The organism is Lactiplantibacillus paraxiangfangensis (assembly GCF_036246185.1).
GTDB classification, from domain to species: domain Bacteria; phylum Bacillota; class Bacilli; order Lactobacillales; family Lactobacillaceae; genus Lactiplantibacillus; species Lactiplantibacillus paraxiangfangensis.
Genome location: NZ_BTPW01000022.1, coordinates 32285 through 48379, shown reverse-complemented (window position 1 = coordinate 48379; position 16095 = coordinate 32285). Strand labels below are relative to the sequence as shown.

19 protein-coding genes are annotated in these 16095 nt (G+C 45.3%); 12 read left to right on the top strand and 7 right to left on the bottom strand.

Features of this window, described 5'->3' with window-relative positions; all coding sequences use genetic code 11:
- Positions 1-337: transposase family protein (locus AAA939_RS11890; protein WP_338230860.1), on the bottom strand; the 337-nt coding region annotated here is incomplete at its 3' end.
- A gap of 253 nt (positions 338-590) precedes the next feature.
- On the opposite strand from AAA939_RS11890, the gene AAA939_RS11885 reads away from it, so the two are divergent.
- The 8 genes from AAA939_RS11885 to galE all read left to right on the top strand — a co-directional run bounded on the left by AAA939_RS11885 (position 591) and on the right by galE (position 7486).
- Positions 591-1856, top strand: coding sequence for a hypothetical protein (locus AAA939_RS11885; RefSeq protein ID WP_338210430.1), 1266 nt, complete (start codon positions 591-593; stop codon positions 1854-1856).
- Between the two features lie 388 nt (positions 1857-2244).
- Complete coding sequence (tmk, locus tag AAA939_RS11880) at positions 2245-2910, top strand: dTMP kinase (protein ID WP_338210428.1); 666 nt, start codon at positions 2245-2247, stop codon at positions 2908-2910.
- Complete coding sequence (locus AAA939_RS11875; protein WP_057706880.1) at positions 2907-3236, top strand: cyclic-di-AMP receptor; 330 nt, start codon at positions 2907-2909, stop codon at positions 3234-3236. The genes tmk and AAA939_RS11875 overlap by 4 nt, the downstream gene beginning before the upstream one ends.
- 18 nt (positions 3237-3254) lie before the next feature.
- On the top strand, positions 3255-4277 hold the full coding sequence (holB, locus tag AAA939_RS11870) for a DNA polymerase III subunit delta' (RefSeq protein ID WP_338210425.1): 1023 nt from the start codon (positions 3255-3257) through the stop codon (positions 4275-4277).
- 25 nt (positions 4278-4302) lie between these two features.
- Entirely contained in the window at positions 4303-4650 is a 348-nt protein-coding gene (locus tag AAA939_RS11865; protein WP_338210423.1) for a DNA replication initiation control protein YabA, read from the top strand.
- Positions 4651-4672: 22 nt separating this feature from the next.
- Positions 4673-5566: a 16S rRNA (cytidine(1402)-2'-O)-methyltransferase gene (rsmI, locus tag AAA939_RS11860; protein WP_338210421.1), complete on the top strand. Its 894-nt coding sequence runs from the start codon at positions 4673-4675 to the stop codon at positions 5564-5566.
- 1 nt (position 5567) lies between these two features.
- Positions 5568-6353 carry an acyl-[acyl-carrier-protein] thioesterase gene (locus AAA939_RS11855; protein ID WP_338210419.1) on the top strand — a complete coding sequence of 262 codons (786 nt, stop codon included), beginning with the start codon at positions 5568-5570 and terminating at the stop codon, positions 6351-6353.
- A 137-nt stretch (positions 6354-6490) separates the two neighbouring features.
- On the top strand, positions 6491-7486 hold the full coding sequence (gene galE, locus AAA939_RS11850; protein WP_338210417.1) for a UDP-glucose 4-epimerase GalE: 996 nt from the start codon (positions 6491-6493) through the stop codon (positions 7484-7486).
- A gap of 76 nt (positions 7487-7562) precedes the next feature.
- On the opposite strand, the gene phnW is transcribed toward galE, so the two are convergent.
- From phnW to AAA939_RS11820, 6 genes are read right to left on the bottom strand one after another with little or no spacing between them, the layout of a single operon-like run.
- Positions 7563-8663 carry a 2-aminoethylphosphonate--pyruvate transaminase gene (gene phnW, locus AAA939_RS11845; protein ID WP_338230893.1) on the bottom strand — a complete coding sequence of 367 codons (1101 nt, stop codon included), beginning with the start codon at positions 8661-8663 and terminating at the stop codon, positions 7563-7565.
- A gap of 34 nt (positions 8664-8697) precedes the next feature.
- Positions 8698-9474: a phosphonoacetaldehyde hydrolase gene (gene phnX / locus AAA939_RS11840; RefSeq protein ID WP_338210414.1), complete on the bottom strand. Its 777-nt coding sequence runs from the start codon at positions 9472-9474 to the stop codon at positions 8698-8700.
- A gap of 26 nt (positions 9475-9500) precedes the next feature.
- Positions 9501-10355 (bottom strand): PhnE/PtxC family ABC transporter permease, encoded by an 855-nt coding sequence (locus tag AAA939_RS11835; RefSeq protein WP_338210413.1) that lies wholly within the window; start codon positions 10353-10355, stop codon positions 9501-9503.
- Positions 10352-11155: a phosphonate ABC transporter, permease protein PhnE gene (phnE, locus tag AAA939_RS11830; protein ID WP_338210412.1), complete on the bottom strand. Its 804-nt coding sequence runs from the start codon at positions 11153-11155 to the stop codon at positions 10352-10354. The genes AAA939_RS11835 and phnE overlap by 4 nt, the downstream gene beginning before the upstream one ends.
- Entirely contained in the window at positions 11145-11918 is a 774-nt protein-coding gene (gene phnC / locus AAA939_RS11825; protein ID WP_057706870.1) for a phosphonate ABC transporter ATP-binding protein, read from the bottom strand. The genes phnE and phnC overlap by 11 nt, the downstream gene beginning before the upstream one ends.
- A gap of 37 nt (positions 11919-11955) precedes the next feature.
- Complete coding sequence (locus AAA939_RS11820) at positions 11956-13008, bottom strand: phosphate/phosphite/phosphonate ABC transporter substrate-binding protein (RefSeq protein WP_338210410.1); 1053 nt, start codon at positions 13006-13008, stop codon at positions 11956-11958.
- Positions 13009-13284: 276 nt separating this feature from the next.
- Here AAA939_RS11820 and tsaB point away from each other — a divergent pair, with 276 nt between their 5' ends.
- The 4 genes from tsaB to tsaD are packed head-to-tail and all read left to right on the top strand — an operon-like array spanning position 13285 to position 16074.
- Positions 13285-14010 carry a tRNA (adenosine(37)-N6)-threonylcarbamoyltransferase complex dimerization subunit type 1 TsaB gene (tsaB, locus tag AAA939_RS11815; RefSeq protein ID WP_338210408.1) on the top strand — a complete coding sequence of 242 codons (726 nt, stop codon included), beginning with the start codon at positions 13285-13287 and terminating at the stop codon, positions 14008-14010.
- Entirely contained in the window at positions 13994-14572 is a 579-nt protein-coding gene (rimI, locus tag AAA939_RS11810; RefSeq protein ID WP_338210406.1) for a ribosomal protein S18-alanine N-acetyltransferase, read from the top strand. Before tsaB ends, rimI (AAA939_RS11810) begins: the two co-directional genes overlap by 17 nt.
- Complete coding sequence (rimI, locus tag AAA939_RS11805; RefSeq protein WP_338210404.1) at positions 14565-15023, top strand: ribosomal protein S18-alanine N-acetyltransferase; 459 nt, start codon at positions 14565-14567, stop codon at positions 15021-15023. Before rimI (AAA939_RS11810) ends, rimI (AAA939_RS11805) begins: the two co-directional genes overlap by 8 nt.
- Complete coding sequence (tsaD, locus tag AAA939_RS11800) at positions 14992-16074, top strand: tRNA (adenosine(37)-N6)-threonylcarbamoyltransferase complex transferase subunit TsaD (RefSeq protein ID WP_338210402.1); 1083 nt, start codon at positions 14992-14994, stop codon at positions 16072-16074. The genes rimI (AAA939_RS11805) and tsaD overlap by 32 nt, the downstream gene beginning before the upstream one ends.
- Positions 16075-16095 lie beyond the last annotated feature (21 nt).

Sequence of the window (16095 nt, the reverse complement as noted above, 5' to 3'; positions counted from 1 at the left end):
AGATAATCATTTGCTTCGTATCTTCTGATATCTGGCAATGCGGTTTAACTAATGATGTTTGTGCGCTAAAAGTATGCTTACAGGATTTACACCGATAACGTTGCTTACGCAATTTTAAAATAATTGGCCGTTCTTTGACTGGGGGCATTCTGACATTAATTAGATTAGTCCCAAAACGTACTACTTCTGGCTGGCCACAAAGTGGGCAGTTCTCTAAAGGATAGGTCAGTTTGGCGTGAACAACCTGTTTGCTTGGATCACTACTATCAATATCAGTACAAATAATATTTGGGTCTTTAATTTGAAGAGTATCTTCGATAAAATGGTTTTGGGACATCTTTTCTCACTTGCCTTTACTTTTACTTTGGTCGGTGCTAGTGGTGCATTGAGGAGATTTGTCCTTTTTATTTTACACAAAAACTGGGTGTTGATGGAAATCCATCAACACCCAATATTCTAGAGCCATTATTTTTGGGCCTAATTATGTAACGAAAGGTGAATTTCTAATCATTTTCCCCTACCAACGCAGGGATATAAAGAATATTATTTTAAAGTAATAAAATTATTCATTATAAAAGGAGACAACGGGGATGAAAAAGTTTTATAAGATATTTTTAGGGATGACATTGGTACTTGGAGGAGCGATTTACACTGAATTACAACCGATAACGGCTAATGCAAGTGTTCACTATAAGCGTACTAAGACAACGTCGGTTAAGAAGAAAACGTATGTACCTAAGAAAAAATCGGTTTATATCTATAAAGACAATAAGAGTCTGAAAAAATGGACGTTTGTAAAAAGATATAATTTGGGTGATTATCCTAAAGTAGAGTGGACTGCTTCAAAGAAAATGTCTGTTAAAATGCGAGGTGCCAAAAGGACTTATTATTGGGTAACCAATAAGAAGAAGCATGTTGCTGGCTGGGCATATGGTGCTAACTTGCAGGCTAGTTATCGTCGGACTAAAGACACCAAAATTAAGGCAAAAGAATATTTTACAACGAATTCTAAAGCTAAAACATATAAAAACAATAAAAACTATAAGCAATGGACTTTTATTGCGAACAATACGCATACGAGCAAGCTTCCGTATACTTGGACTGCCTCGAAAAAGACTTATATTACTGTAAAAGGGAAAAAGGCGCTTTATTATTGGGTGAAACCAAGTAAACCAGCAGTGAGTGGCTGGATGAAGGCGTCTGATTTAAAACCAGGTAAGCATAATCAGATGCTAGATATCAAAAAAATCCCTAGTCAGAATATGATTATGGCTAAAGCTGGGCAAGCATACGGGCTTCCAGAAATGAAAAATGTGATTTTTCCACTCAATGGTATCAAATTATCTGATCATGATAATTATACGACCATGAAACAGGCTACTATCTACACTAAAGGAAAGCCATATACGTATTATTTGGTCAATGGTGTGAAAAAAGCCGGCGCAAGTGGTGCATGGGTTCGAAGTGATTATTTGAAACCAGGATATAGTTATAAGAACATTGAAGATGCCATCAAGGATAGTAGTCGGGTCGATGATTATTCAGTTCAACAATTTTTGGCTGTTTTAATTAATCAGTATCGAGTAAGTCAGGGCGTTCCAGAACTACAGATTGTAGAAAACTATAATGCTGATTCTGATAAAATAGCTAATTCAATGCTTAATGATCCTAATAGTTCAGTTAAATGTGTTAGCGGCAATAGTAGTTTAGCGGATGCCCAGAATATTTTACGGCTAGATCAAGCCAGATTTAATAATAAATTATTATCTGTGGCAGGGAAAACATTATATGTGAAAAACAGTTCTGAGATAGGCGACAAAGGTCCAGTTGTTACATCAGCTTTTATTATTCAATAGTCTTGAAGGTGCTGGATTTTCATTAATCCGAATCGTTGGTATGACTATGCAAACACGCAAAATTTAAAGAACGTATTTCGCTGATGATTTGTGTCAGTGAAATACGTTCTTTTGATAGTCACAAGATTAAGTATTAATATTGTAACTCACGGTGAAAAGGTATTGGCGCGTAATTCTGACTTAGCGGTCACATCAAATAGCAAAACGGGGTCTGGTATTATTTTTGTGTCAAACTAAAAAAAGTTAAAAACCACAATCAGTAGTAGCTCCTTCGCTAAAAGTAGTTAAAAAAATACCTTCACTAGTGGCAACCGCATTAGACAGGTGCTCTAGAATCAAGTACAATTATCACATATATGTAAATTAGAGAATTTAGATGGGATTGGGAATGTTGACAGGTAAATTAGTGACTTTCGAAGGGCCAGATGGTGCCGGTAAAACGTCAGCTTTGAACGCAATCGTGGCCGAATTACAACCGCGACTGGGCGACCAGTTAGTCGTAACCCGCGAACCTGGTGGTAATCAAATTTCAGAAGCAATTCGGCAAATTATTTTAGACCGCCACAATACGATGATGGACGACCGAACTGAAGCGTTACTATACGCGGCAGCGCGGCGGCAACATATCATTCAAAAGATTTTACCCGCATTGCGCAATGACCAGTTAGTCTTGTGTGACCGGTTTATTGATAGTTCAATCGCGTATCAGGGTGCTGGTCGTGGCATTGGCGAACAAGCTGTTTATGACATGAATCAGTTTGCGACTGAGGGCTTGACCCCCGATTTAACACTCTATTTTGACGTTGATGCGGCCGTGGGATTGGAACGAATCCAGACCCACCGTCAAAACGAAATTAACCGTTTAGACGTTGAAGCTTTGAGCTTTCATCACCGGGTACAAGCAGCTTATTTGCAACTATTGGCTGACCATCCCAATCGGATTAAACGTGTCGATGCTAGTCAACCACTGGATACGGTGGTTCAACAAGCCTTAGACATTATGATCAAACAATTACCAACCTACTTAGGAGCGGAAGGGAAGTCGAAGCGATGAAATTAATTATTGCCATTGTCCAGGATAAGGACAGTAACCGGCTGAGTAGCCAATTTATCGAAGCAAACGTACGGGCCACTAAACTTTCAACAACCGGGGGCTTCTTGCGCTCTGGTAACACAACTTTCATGATTGGGATTGAAGACGACCGGGTTGACGAAGTGCTGGCAATGATCAAGGAAACTAGCCACGCACGGGAACAATTCATGACACCACCAGTGAACTTGGACGTTACGATGGACGGCGCTGCCGCTTATCCGGTCGAAGTTCAGGTCGGTGGCGCGACGGTCTTCGTCTTACCAATCGAACAGTTTCATCAATTTTAGAGATTAAGGGTGGTTCAAATGGCAACGACCGATCCGTTAGCAGTAACGATGGCTGCCAAACAACCACGGTTACTAGCGGCATTTCAACATATTATTAAACAAAATCATTTGGCACACGCCTACCTGTTCGCAGGGATGGAAGGTGCTGGTCAGCCCGAACTTGCGCACTGGATCGCACAGCGCTTATTTTGTCTTCACGTCGTTGACGACCAACCGGACGGGACTTGTGAAGAGTGTGTCCGGATCGCCAATGGTTCGCACCCGGATATCATTACGGTGGTTCCGGACGGGCAGAGCATCAAGGTCGATCAAGTTCGATACTTAAAAGCCGAATTCTCGAAGAGTGCGGTGGAAGGCAATCGCAAGATCTTTATTATTGAGGATGCCGAAAAAATGACGGCATCGGCTGCCAATAGCTTATTGAAGTTTATTGAGGAACCGATTGGCAACGTGACGGCGTTCTTATTAACGACCAATAAGCAGTTGATCTTACCCACAATTATTTCGCGGACGCAGGTGATTGAATTTCCACCGCTAAAAGCGCAGGCGTTACAGCAAACGTTTGAAGCGGCGGGGATTGCCCCCCAAGTTGCCCAAATGTTGCGGGGCCTGACGAACAGTGTGACTCAGGCAAAAGGATTGCTTGAAGAAGACTGGTTACCGCAAGCTGCCAAGGCGTTATGGCGTTGGTTTGACCAAGTTGTTAAGGGTGAACCACGGAGCTTTGTTGCGGTTCAAGTGAACTTAGCCGGCTTAGCCAAAGATGCCGCACACCAATCGGTGATGTTGGATTTGATTGCGGCGCTTTTTCAGGATCTATTACAGTTACATTTTGATGCTGACGAGCACGATACGTTAACGTTTGGTCAGTATGCACAGGACCTAACGGCGCTAACGGACCGTTTAAGCGCAAATCAGTTAGTTGAGGCTACTGAGTTGGCCTTGACGGCAAAACGGCAACTCGCTAGCAATATTAGCTTTCAAAACGTCTTAGAAGGTCTGACTCTGAAGTTATGGCCCATTTTTAAAACAAACGCTTAAATAAAGGAAAACGAGGGTGAAGCGCGTGGATAAGCGTGATTTATACGATAGTTTCGGCGATATGGAACAACAGATGCAACTAATGCTCGATAAGATGGCTAAGTTGCGCGCTGATATGACGACCGTGTTGGAGAAAAACGCGGAATTAGTCATTGAAAATGAACACTTAAGGGAACACATGGTAGAAATTGAAAACGAATTGCCAAAGAAGCCCGCAGGAACGGCCACGCTCTCCAAGTCGCGTCAGAACCTAGAAAAGTTATACGACGAAGGCTTCCACGTCTGCAACCAGTTTTATGGTAAACGGCGGGATGATGATGAATCATGCGTCTTTTGCCTAGAAGTGATTTATGGCGAACGGGAACGGACTTAACGAGTAGAGGAGGAAGCAACGGTTGGAAACGCAACAGAGTTTTGCTGATCACGCGGGAACGGGGACTTTATACCTAGTTCCGACGCCAATTGGCAACTTACAAGATATGACTTACCGTGCGGTGGAAACTTTGAAGACGGTCGATTTGATTGCCGCGGAAGATACCCGCAACACGCAAAAGTTGTTGAATCATTTTGAAATCACGACTAAGCAGATCAGTTTCCACGAACATAATACTCAGGAGCGAATCCCACAGTTACTCGCTAAATTGCAAGATGGCGTCAACTTGGCGCAGGTCAGCGATGCGGGGATGCCTTCCATCAGTGATCCAGGGAAAGAACTGGTAGCGGCGTGTGTCGCTCAGCAAATTCCCGTTGTGCCGTTACCGGGTGCAAACGCTGGCTTGACGGCGTTGATTGCCTCGGGATTAGTGCCACAACCATTTTACTTTTACGGCTTTTTGCCCCGGAAGAAGCACGACCAAAAAGAGGCGCTAGCGGCGTTAGCACAGCGTCACGAGACGGTCGTCCTGTATGAATCACCGTTTCGGGTCGCTAAGACACTTAGCGTACTAGCAACGGTCTGCGAAGGGAGCCGCCAAATTGTCGCTTGTCGGGAATTGACCAAACGGTACGAAGAATTTGCCCGGGGGACCTTAACGGAACTCGTTGAATGGTCACAGAATCACCAGTTGAAGGGTGAATTCGTCCTGCTGATCAGTGGTAACCCGGATACGAGTGAACCCGTTCAAACGGATGAGTTAGCTCAGCTGCCAATCAAGGCGCAGGTTGAGGCACTCATTGCGGCGGGGGATAAACCCAACGCAGCCATTAAAGCAATTGCCAAACGACGTGAATTACCACGTCAGGCAGTGTACAATGAATTTCACGACTTAAAGAATGGTGAGGAACGTTAGAATGGCAAGTTTAGGCACATCAGCCAGCATATATAGTGAAGACCACCGGATAACTTATTATGAATGTGATCGGACGGGGCGGGCCACGTTGGCGACGCTGATCGACATTGCCGTTTTGGCATCCGAAGATCAAAGTGACGCTTTAGGATTGACGACTGATTTTGTTCAGAGCCACGGGGTTGGCTGGGTCGTGACGCAGTACGCGATTGACATAACGCGGATGCCGCGTCTAGATGAGATCGTTACGATTGCGGTGCGTGGAACGGCGTATAACCCGTACTTTGCTTACCGGGAGTTTTGGATTAAAGACGCCCATGGCAACCAGTTAGCTTACATTACGAGTATCTGGGTGACGATGAGCCAGACGACGCGGCGGATCGTCAAGATCTTACCAGAATTAGTCGAACCGTATCAATCAGAGGTCGTCAAACGAATTCCCCGGTTGCCGCGGCCAAGTACCTTTGAGGACACGGAGACGACCATTAGTAAGCCGTATCACGTGCGCTTTTTCGATATTGACCCGAACCGCCACGTGAATAACGCGCATTACTTTGACTGGCTATTAGATACGCTACCCGCTGAGTTCTTATTGCAGCACGACCTATTACATGTCGATGTTCGCTACGAGAATGAAGTCCAGTACGGCCACACTGTTGATTCTAAGGTCAACATTTTACCTGGTGACCAAGCGGATCAAGTTAAGACGAGTCACTTGATTCAGGTCGGTGATGAGAAGTGCTGTGAAGTGACGATTTTATGGCAAACATTGGCTGAACCGATTAAATAGCGGATTGAAAAAAGTAGTTGCCATGCGTGACTACTTTTTTATTGGCCCAATTAATTGCTTTACAAACCCGCAATTTTTAAAGCGCATTAGCCGTTGAATATGCTATGATTAAGGCATCTATGTAGGGGAGGTACACTATGTCAATTCTTGTTTTAGGGGGAGCCGGTTATATCGGTTCTCACATGGTCGATCGCTTAGTCGCCAATGGTTCTTCGGTAGTTGTCGTTGATAATTTGGTTACTGGGCACCGGGCAGCCGTTAACGCCGCCGCTAAGTTTTACGAGGGCGATGTCCGTGATGCGACCTTTTTAAACCACGTTTTTGATGAAGAACCGATTGAAGCCGTGGTGCACTTTGCAGCATTCTCAGTCGTACCAGAGTCAATGGCAAAGCCACTGAAGTATTTTGATAACAATACTGGTGGCATGATTACGTTGCTTGAAACGATGAAGGCCCACGATGTTAAGCAAATCGTCTTTTCATCAACCGCTGCCACGTACGGGACACCGGAACGGATTCCAATTAAGGAAACTGATCCGCAAGAACCAATCAACCCTTACGGGGCAAGTAAGTTAATGATGGAACAGATCATGCACTGGTCTGACGTGGCTTACGGAATTAAGTTTGTTGCCCTACGTTACTTTAACGTCGCTGGTGCTAAGCCAGATGGCAGCATTGGTGAAGACCACGGTCCTGAAACCCATTTAGTTCCCATTATTTTACAAGTGGCACAGGGTAAGCGTGACGAATTGAAGCTCTTTGGTGATGATTACAACACGCCAGATGGGACCAACGTCCGTGATTACGTGCACGTCTTGGATTTAGCCGATGCGCACATCCTAGCATTGAAGTACTTAGCTGCCGGTAATGACAGTAACGCCTTCAACTTAGGTTCTTCCACCGGTTTCTCGAACAAGCAGATGCTTGCAGCCGCTCGTAAAGTGACTGGCAAGCCAATTCCAGCTAAAATCGCACCACGGCGCCCTGGTGATCCAGATTCACTAGTTGCCGCAAGTGATAAGGCTCGTAAGGTTTTAGGTTGGCAACCACATTACGATGACGTTAACGAAATCATTAAAACAGCCTGGGCATGGACCCAGAAACATCCGAACGGTTACGATGACCGTAACTAGTTTGGCTAACTAAAGTAAGTCAAAAAGGCACCCGGTAAGACGAATTTTCGTCTTACCGGGTGCCTTTTAATGCTGACTACCGGTTCAATTGTTGATAATCACTGACAATTGCGAGTAGTCGTTTGATATCAGCGGTATGAATGTCACCAATCGTACCAATTCTGAAACTTGGAATTGCGGAAACCTTGCCTGGGTAAATAACGAATCCCCGTTCCTTAATGAATTGATAGAAATCAGCAAAATCAAAATGCTGTGTTGGGTATTTGAAAGAAGTAATGATAGGGCCTTGAACGGCTGGATCAATCACTAAGTCAAATCCTAACGCTTGCATCCCGTTGCTAAGCAGTGCTTGGTTAGCAGCGTAGCGTTCATACCGTGGTGTAACACCGCCTTCAGCTTTAAGTTCAATCAAGGCCTGAGCGAAGGCGTGAACAACGTGGGTTGGTGACGTAAAGCGCCACTTCCCAGGTTGTTTAGTCATTGCTTGCCACTGTGCGTAAAGATCTAAGCACAGTGAGCGGGCGTTGTTCGCTGTCTTTTCCAAGGTGGCTTGCTTAGCAATGATGAAGGCAAAACCAGGAACACCTTGCACGCACTTGTTGGCGCTGCTGACTAAGTAGTCACAGTCCAACTCATCAACGCTGATTGGAACGCCACCTAAGCTTGACATAGCATCGATGATTGTGACGATTCCACGCGCTTGCATGAGTGGCATGAGCTGTTCGATGGGATTTAAGATCCCGGTCGTGGTCTCACTGTGCACCGTGGCAAAGTGGGTGACTTCCGGATGCGCATCGAGGGCAGCTTCAATCTGTGCCGGGTCAACGGCTTCATCTTCGTTAAAGACAACGTCGACGTGTTCGATCCCGTAATAATCTGCGATTTCACTGATCCGGTGACCATAAGCACCGTTGACGGCAACCATCAAGACGGCGCCTTCGCGTGGCAGGGCGGTACCGATCGTTGCTTCGACACCGTAACTACCGCTACCTTGCAGAAGGACCGTCGTGTAGGCGTCTGGATTTGCTTGCGCAAGTTCAAGAATTTGTTGGCGAATCGTTTCCGTCACGTGCCGGTAATCACTATCCCAGGTACAATAGTCAATTTGCATGGCTTCTTTAACCGTGGGAGTGGTACTAAGTGGACCGGGTGTTAACAACAAGTAAGGCTGTTTCATATTCTTTCCTCCGTAACTAATGACCAGAAACGGCTTAATTAATGCTGTCAATCAAGGCTGGAAGTTCAGCCATTGATTGCAGAATATAATCCGCACCGACTTTTTTGTATTCGTCAGCAACCTTGGTCCGCAAAGCGGCTTGTTCGGCAGCTGATAACGCGTCGAATTCAGCTTGTGATAAGCCCATCAAGTTGCTACCGTCAATAACCCCAACGCTAATGGCATCAGCGTTTTGACCTTCTAAGATATCGTTGATTGAATCGCCGACCTTCATGACATTCGCTGCGTTGGTAATTTCCAGTTTGTCACTGGCCAGTTCCAACATTGCGGGTGCCGGGCGGCCGATACCATTAGTTTGTTCTGAAGTGATGTTAACGGTTGGTTGGTACCCTTGTTTTGCTGCAATTGGTAAAACTAGGGCCAACATTTCAGAATCATAACCAGTCGTTGTGCCGTAAGCGATGTGATGTTCGTTTAAGTAGCTGATAACTTGATCCATCCCAGGCTTTAATTGCGCAAAGTCGGTCAGTGAAGCTAAGAGAATTGACTTAAAGTCGTGAAAAATACGATCACAGTCATCAGATGAAGGTAACACTTGGAAACGAGCTTGCCAGTCGTTTTGAACGGCAGGTAAGTTAATGATCTTGCAGATGTGGGTATACTTATCAAGCCCCATATCTTGCCGAATTTCAGCCTCGGTAATCGTGATACCGACGTTGTCGAATGCTTTTTGGAAAGCGACGATGGGGGCACGGCTACCGTAATCAATAGTTGTACCGGCCCAGTCGAAGATAACTGCTTGAATAGTCATGTGAAAACTCCTTTAGATGCGATAAATTAGTTGTGCTTTAAATAGTGGCCCCGTAGTTTCATTGAAATCAATTCGAGTACGATGGCAACGGCTAAGAGTAAGTAAACGATTAAACCGACTTCGTGGAAGTTAAAGTAGAAGCTACCCGCCATGAAGAGGTAGTAACCAATGTCATCCGCACCAGCAGCGGCCCCAACGGCAACTGCGTTAGCGAAGTTGATTTCGAAACGAATGAAGGTCCAACTCAGTAGTGCTGGGACGATTGATGGCAAGATTGCTTGGAAAACAATTGGCCAAAAACCGACACCACTAGCTTTTAAAGCCTCAATCGTATCTTGTGAAGTTTCTTCAATACTTTCCGAATAGGCTTTAACAAGGTAAGCCACACTATGGAACGTTAAACCGACAACGGCGGCACTGGCCCCCAGTCCCATGACAACTGAATAGATCAGAACCCAAAGGATGGTTGGAATGGCACGAACAAAGGCCATTACCGCTTTAATCGACGTTGCGAGCCAGTTAGGGGATAAGTTACGTGCCGCGCCGACCGCGATAAAGAATGCGATCAGGGCGCCTAAGAGGGTGGTTAACATGGCGAGTGAAACACTCGTTGCTAACGCCCGCAGTAGCAAGGCCCATGAATCTTGGCCGACGCTTGGGTGTAGAAACATGGCATTCAGGTTAACGCCTAAGCTTTTAAAGGCTTCTGAAAGCTGTAAATTACTGTTGTTAAGCGTTGCAAGTGAATAAATGGTAATGATTGTGAGTCCCGCAAGCACGCTACGTAAGATTTTCCGAGGTTTAGTCACCAAGGAAATTTTCTTAGCGTGGGGTGCCGATGGCTGAATTGTCTCCGGTTTTGGTTGACTGTTTTCAATCATGCGATGGCCCTCCGAATCATAGTGGATGTTAATTCTAAGACGATAACTAAGATGGCAATTAATAAGACGATTAGGCCGGCAGCGTCATAACGGAAACTCTTGAAGTAGAAGTCGAAGAGGAATCCAACGCCAGTCCCGGTCAACAGACCAACTAAAGTAGCGTCCCGTAAGTTATTTTCAATCATGTAAAGCACCCAACTGGTCAGGGTACTAGCAGCCTCTGGTAAGACGCCGCAGAATACACATTGAAAGTAGTTCGCACCCACTGCTTGCAAGGCTTGGAGCTTTTCAGCGTCCAAGTCTTCAATCGTTTCCGTGAAAGCCCGGGTGAGGTAGCCCAGCGTCATAAAGAAGAGGGCTAGGAAACCCGTGAAATCACTTTGTTTAAATGAAAACAGTAGGATCATGGCCCACGCAACTACCGGAATGTTCCGAAGTAGCGAAGCCCCAAAACGAATCACAATCCGCAAAACGGGATGCGGGGTCGTCGTCTGAGCGCCTAAGATCGCAAAGACGAGGGAAAAGAGACTCGCAATAATGGTGGAAGAAATTGAAACGAGCAAGGTCCGCCATAACTGATAAAGGATTGGTCCTAAGTAAGAAATCGAACGTTCCGTTGGAATAAAGTTGTGGAACAACCAGATGATACCAGCTGGAATTTTAACGATGGAAGTCCAGGTTTGGAAGTTCACAATCGTCATTGAAAGAACGTAAATCCCAATCAAAATGATTAAAACGACTGACAAACGTAACCGCCGTTGACGGAAAAAGCTTTGGGGTGATTGAAAACTAGTCTTCATTAGCACTCACCACCGCTTTAGCGTCATCAGCTTGTCGATAAATCTTTTGTAACACGTCGTCATCAACTGCCTTGGTTGCCCCTTCAAACACGATGGCACCGCTATTGATCCCGATAATGTGATCAGCGTATTCCATCGCGATATCAACTTGGTGAAGGTTGATGAGAATAATCAGTTGCTTTTCTTTTGCTAACTTACGTAAAATGTCCATGACAATTTTAGTTGACTTTGGATCAAGCGATGCAATTGGTTCGTCACATAAAATCATCTTAGGATGTTGCATGAGGGCACGCGCGATCCCGACCCGTTGTTGTTGGCCACCACTAAGTTGGTCACAACGTTGGTAGGCATATTCTTTCAGACCAACTTCGTCTAAAAGTGCGAGTGCTTCCGTTTTTTCTTCATTACTATAAAGTCCGAGCATCCCGGCTACCGTGGACTTAGCACCTAAACGTCCGTGTAAGACGTTTTCCAAGGCAGTGAGGGGGCTAATCAAGTTATAGTTTTGGAAGATCATCCCGATGTGATGACGAATTTTACGCAATTCAGCTTTATTTGCTTGGCGAATATCTTGGTCATCTAATAAAATCTGACCGCTATCGTCGCGAATTAACTGATTAACACTCCGTAGAATCGTTGTTTTCCCAGCGCCTGAAGGCCCAATAATTGCCGTCACTTCACCTGGTTGAGCGGTGAAGTTAACGTCTTTGAGCGAGCGCTTATTTGAACCGTAAGTTTTATCTAGTTGAATGACCTTGAGCATAGCAGTTCCTTTCCTGAATACCTAAATGGAAATCGGTTTAGTAACCAACTAACTTATGAGTTGGGGCGTACCATTTGTCTGTAACTTTAACTAATTGTGACTTTTCAGTCGTTTTAGGGAATAACATTGGTTTCTTAGCATTTGGTTTTGAGAAGATCTTCTCGTTGTCTGCGAATGATTTTGAAGTGAATTCTTTAGCAATCTTATCTTGATCATCCTTGCTTAAGGCCTTAGTGTTGTATACCCATGGACCTTGTTGAACAGGCATCATCGCAATGTTGACAACGGATTTACCCTGTAAGCCAGTGAATGGTGCTTCAGCGTCATCTTTAACAGTGAAAGTTGAGCCCAGTTTGTTCCATGAACCCTTAGTGACTTTCAAGTAAGGCATTAAGTCAGTGTCATCGAAGGCAGCAACGTCGGCGTCACCCTTAAGTAAGTTAACGGCTGAACCTTGGTGTGAACCACCGTAAAGCACTTTGCTGAAGAATTTACCGCTTTGAGTTAATTGGTCTTTGTCAGCGTCTTTGATCTTGAATTCACGCGTGATTTCAGCGTTTGGAACTAAGAAACCAGACGTTGAGCTGTTAGAAACGAAGGACATCTTTTGACCCTTGATCTTATCAATGCTGTACTTACCGTTTTCTTCATACTTTTTGGCGTCTTTTTGTTGTACCATTAAGTATGAGTTGTAAGTGGCTTTCTTCAAGGTCCCTTCACCGTCAGATTGTGCGGCGAATGGCAGAACGTCTTTGCTTAACTTGTGGGCTTGGATATAACCATTGGCACCCATGTAAGCTAATTGCGCTTTACCAGAAGCAATTGCTTGAATGGCAACGTTGTAGTCGGTCGTTGTTTGTAACTTAACCGTCTTACCAGTTACCTTTTCAATTGATTTCTTTAAAGCGTCACGTGAACCGGAGAAACTCTTAGCTGATTCGTTAGGATAGAAAACAACCGTGATTGTTTTATCCTTACTAGTGTTGTTACTCTTGGAACTAGTGCTCGTGCCGCTTGCACAACCGGCTAAACCTAAACCTAGTACCGATACAAATGAGAGACCTAAAAGAGACTTACTGAGCTTTGACATAATTTTCAATTACCTCCAAGTAATTTAGTTACTTGTGTAGCATAACAAGGTAATGTAAATGTGCTAAAAAGGAACCGTGAAGTATATGTATAAGTTGTGTAAATAGTATTTACGAATTGATTACATCGCATTAATTGGTAAGGGTGTCACGGAGCAATATAAAGTTGCTCTGGCTTACAACCAACTCGAATTGGTTGGTTCTGGCCGGAAAGCTTTCAAAGTAATCAAATTATGATAAGATATGTGAAGTAATTCAAAACGAGGAGTCTGTAAATTATGAAGTTGTTGGCTATTGATACTTCCAACCGTCCGTTGAGTGTGGCAGTTTTAGAGGACGCTAAGATTTTGGCCACGACGACCACCAACGTTGGTCGTAACCATAGTAGTACGCTATTACCCATTATTGAACAGTCGCTAGCTCAAGCCGGACTAAAACCTGATGATCTGGATCGCATTGTCGTTGCTGCTGGACCGGGATCGTACACCGGTTTACGGATTGGCGTTACGACCGCTAAAACTTTGGCCTTCACTTTACATAAGGAATTAGTTGGTTTATCAAGCTTAGAAGCTTTGGCTGGCAATGTTCTGACGGAAGGTCGACTAGTATCGCCATTATTTGATGCGCGGCGTGATAACGTCTTTACCGGATTATACCGGATTGAAAATCAGCGGCCCGTACCAGTGATTGCTGATCAACACATTAGCATTGCGGAATGGACCGATCAGTTGGCAGCATACGCCGAACCAGTCACGTTTATTGGGGCTGATGTTGCAACGTATGAAGCCCCATTAAAGGAACAGTTAGGTGATCGATTTGTTCGTGCCCAGCCCCAGTTAGATTTGCCGCAAGCAAGCGTGCTAGGCTTGCTCGGACAAACTGTTCAGCCCGTAGAACACTTGCATGCGTTCGTGCCCGACTACTTACGTTTGACACAGGCCGAACGGGATTGGCAAGCTAAGCACCCGAAAGAGGATCATGCGCCCTATGTTGAAAAGATTTAAGAAATACTTTCAGAAAATTACAACGAACCGTAATCAGCACCGCGAAAAAGTTTTGACGATTGATAATCACATCGTGGAAGTTGCGGGGACGAGGTATTACCTTTCCCAGGCGCTGATTACCGATGTTCCGGAAATGCTGGCCATTGAACGGGCCGTTTATGCCGGAAAAACGCCGTGGGACGAGAACGCCTTTAAGACCGAATTACGACGCCAAAGCGGGCGTTTCTACATTGTAATGCGTCATGAAGACCGGTTGTTGGCCTTTTGTGGATGCGCATTTGATGATCGGCGTCACGATGCCCACATCACAAACATTGCCGTGCATCCTGATGTGCAGGGTCGCGGACTTGGTCACTTCATGATGAAAACGATGATCGATCGGGCAGTGGAATTAGACTATCAGACCGTTACCTTAGAAGTTCGGTATAGTAACACCACTGCGCAACACATGTATACGAATTTAGGCTTTGAAAAAACGGGGATTAAAAAACGCTACTACTTCGGTGATCATGAAGACGCTATCGACATGACGTACCGATTGGCCCCAAAAGCAAATGAGTGAGTGGCAATTAGTAAGTGGTGATGCCTACGCGGCAAGCGACTTAGCAGCACTTTGTTATCAGTTATCGGCCGTCGCTTATCCAAACGGGGCGCCGTGGCGCCAAGCTACTTTTGTGGCGGACATCGAAGCGCCACAAAGTCGTTATCACGTGATTCTTGCTGACGAGCGTCCGGTTGGATTTGTGAGTTGTACGATTGTATTGGATGAAGTTGAAATTACGAACATTGCCGTGCACCCGGACTTTCAGCGTCGCGGGTTGGCACGGCAATTATTGCAAACGTGTTTGGCAGCTCTTACGACTGACGGCCAGATTTTCTTAGAAGTCCGCCCTAGTAACGTTGCGGCACAGAAGTTATACCGTCAATTTGGTTTTGAGCAGATTGCCACACGTCGTCGTTATTATCATGATCCAGTGGAAGATGCCTGGATCATGCGCAAAATTATTGATTAAAGGATGGTCACTGGTGGAGAAACAGAATTTGATTTTAGCGTTTGAATCTAGTTGTGATGAGACAAGTGTTGCCGTCATTCGTGACGGTCATGAGATCTTGTCAAACGTCATTGCAACCCAGATCAATAGCCATAAACGTTTTGGTGGGGTCGTTCCAGAAGTTGCTAGTCGCCACCACATTGAACAGATTACGATTTGCATTGAAGACGCAATGACCGAGGCCGCCGTGACCTATGATGATTTAGATGCGGTCGCTGTGACTTACGGTCCCGGATTAGTTGGTGCGCTCTTAGTTGGCGTGAATGCGGCTAAGACCGTGGCATACGCGCATAACTTACCCTTGATTCCGGTCAACCACATGGCGGGACATATTTATGCGGCGCGGTTTGTGAAACCGTTCGAATTTCCTTTGATGGCGTTACTCGTTTCGGGTGGACATACCGAACTCGTTTATATGCAAGCTGACGGTCAGTTTGAAATCATTGGGGAAACCCGTGACGATGCTGCCGGCGAGGCTTACGATAAAATCGGGCGGGTATTGGGTGTTCCATATCCAGCCGGTAAAGTGATCGATGAGATGGCTCATGAAGGAAACGACACGTTTAAATTTCCACGAGCAATGATCGATGAAGACAACTACGACTTTAGTTTTAGCGGTCTCAAGAGTGCGTTTATTAATACCGTGCACCACGCCGACCAAATTGGGGAGACCTTGGACAAGAACGATTTGGCAGCCAGCTTTCAGGCGAGTGTCGTCGACGTCTTGACGAGTAAGACGTTGCGGGTATTAAAGCAGTACCCGGTTAAACAGCTCGTTTTGGCGGGTGGCGTAGCCGCAAACCACGGCCTGCGCGAACGGCTTCAAGAAGTGTTACCAAAAGAATTTCCAAATACTGATTTAGTTTTGGCCCCACTCAAGTTGTGTGGCGATAACGGCGCCATGATTGGGGCTGCTGGTTACGTTCAGTACCAGCACCAACAATTTGGTGACGCAACGCTAAATGCAGATCCTAGTTTGGAATTTGATTGGATGCCTAACATGCCCCACTAAGGCTGACTTAGTACGGGTGGC

Bases quoted from the DNA above. Each gene is read 5' to 3' on its own strand.
- AAA939_RS11885 (WP_338210430.1), top strand. From the start codon at position 591: ATGAAAAAGTTTTATAAGATATTTTTAGGGATGACATTGGTACTTGGA.
- tmk (WP_338210428.1), top strand. From the start codon at position 2,245: ATGTTGACAGGTAAATTAGTGACTTTCGAAGGGCCAGATGGTGCCGGT.
- AAA939_RS11875 (WP_057706880.1), top strand. From the start codon at position 2,907: ATGAAATTAATTATTGCCATTGTCCAGGATAAGGACAGTAACCGGCTG.
- holB (WP_338210425.1), top strand. From the start codon at position 3,255: ATGGCAACGACCGATCCGTTAGCAGTAACGATGGCTGCCAAACAACCA.
- AAA939_RS11855 (WP_338210419.1), top strand. From the start codon at position 5,568: ATGGCAAGTTTAGGCACATCAGCCAGCATATATAGTGAAGACCACCGG.
- galE (WP_338210417.1), top strand. From the start codon at position 6,491: ATGTCAATTCTTGTTTTAGGGGGAGCCGGTTATATCGGTTCTCACATG.
- phnW (WP_338230893.1), bottom strand. From the start codon at position 8,663: ATGAAACAGCCTTACTTGTTGTTAACACCCGGTCCACTTAGTACCACT.
- phnX (WP_338210414.1), bottom strand. From the start codon at position 9,474: ATGACTATTCAAGCAGTTATCTTCGACTGGGCCGGTACAACTATTGAT.
- AAA939_RS11835 (WP_338210413.1), bottom strand. From the start codon at position 10,355: ATGATTGAAAACAGTCAACCAAAACCGGAGACAATTCAGCCATCGGCA.
- phnE (WP_338210412.1), bottom strand. From the start codon at position 11,155: ATGAAGACTAGTTTTCAATCACCCCAAAGCTTTTTCCGTCAACGGCGG.
- phnC (WP_057706870.1), bottom strand. From the start codon at position 11,918: ATGCTCAAGGTCATTCAACTAGATAAAACTTACGGTTCAAATAAGCGC.
- AAA939_RS11820 (WP_338210410.1), bottom strand. From the start codon at position 13,008: ATGTCAAAGCTCAGTAAGTCTCTTTTAGGTCTCTCATTTGTATCGGTA.
- tsaB (WP_338210408.1), top strand. From the start codon at position 13,285: ATGAAGTTGTTGGCTATTGATACTTCCAACCGTCCGTTGAGTGTGGCA.
- rimI (WP_338210406.1), top strand. From the start codon at position 13,994: ATGTTGAAAAGATTTAAGAAATACTTTCAGAAAATTACAACGAACCGT.
- rimI (WP_338210404.1), top strand. From the start codon at position 14,565: ATGAGTGAGTGGCAATTAGTAAGTGGTGATGCCTACGCGGCAAGCGAC.
- tsaD (WP_338210402.1), top strand. From the start codon at position 14,992: ATGCCTGGATCATGCGCAAAATTATTGATTAAAGGATGGTCACTGGTG.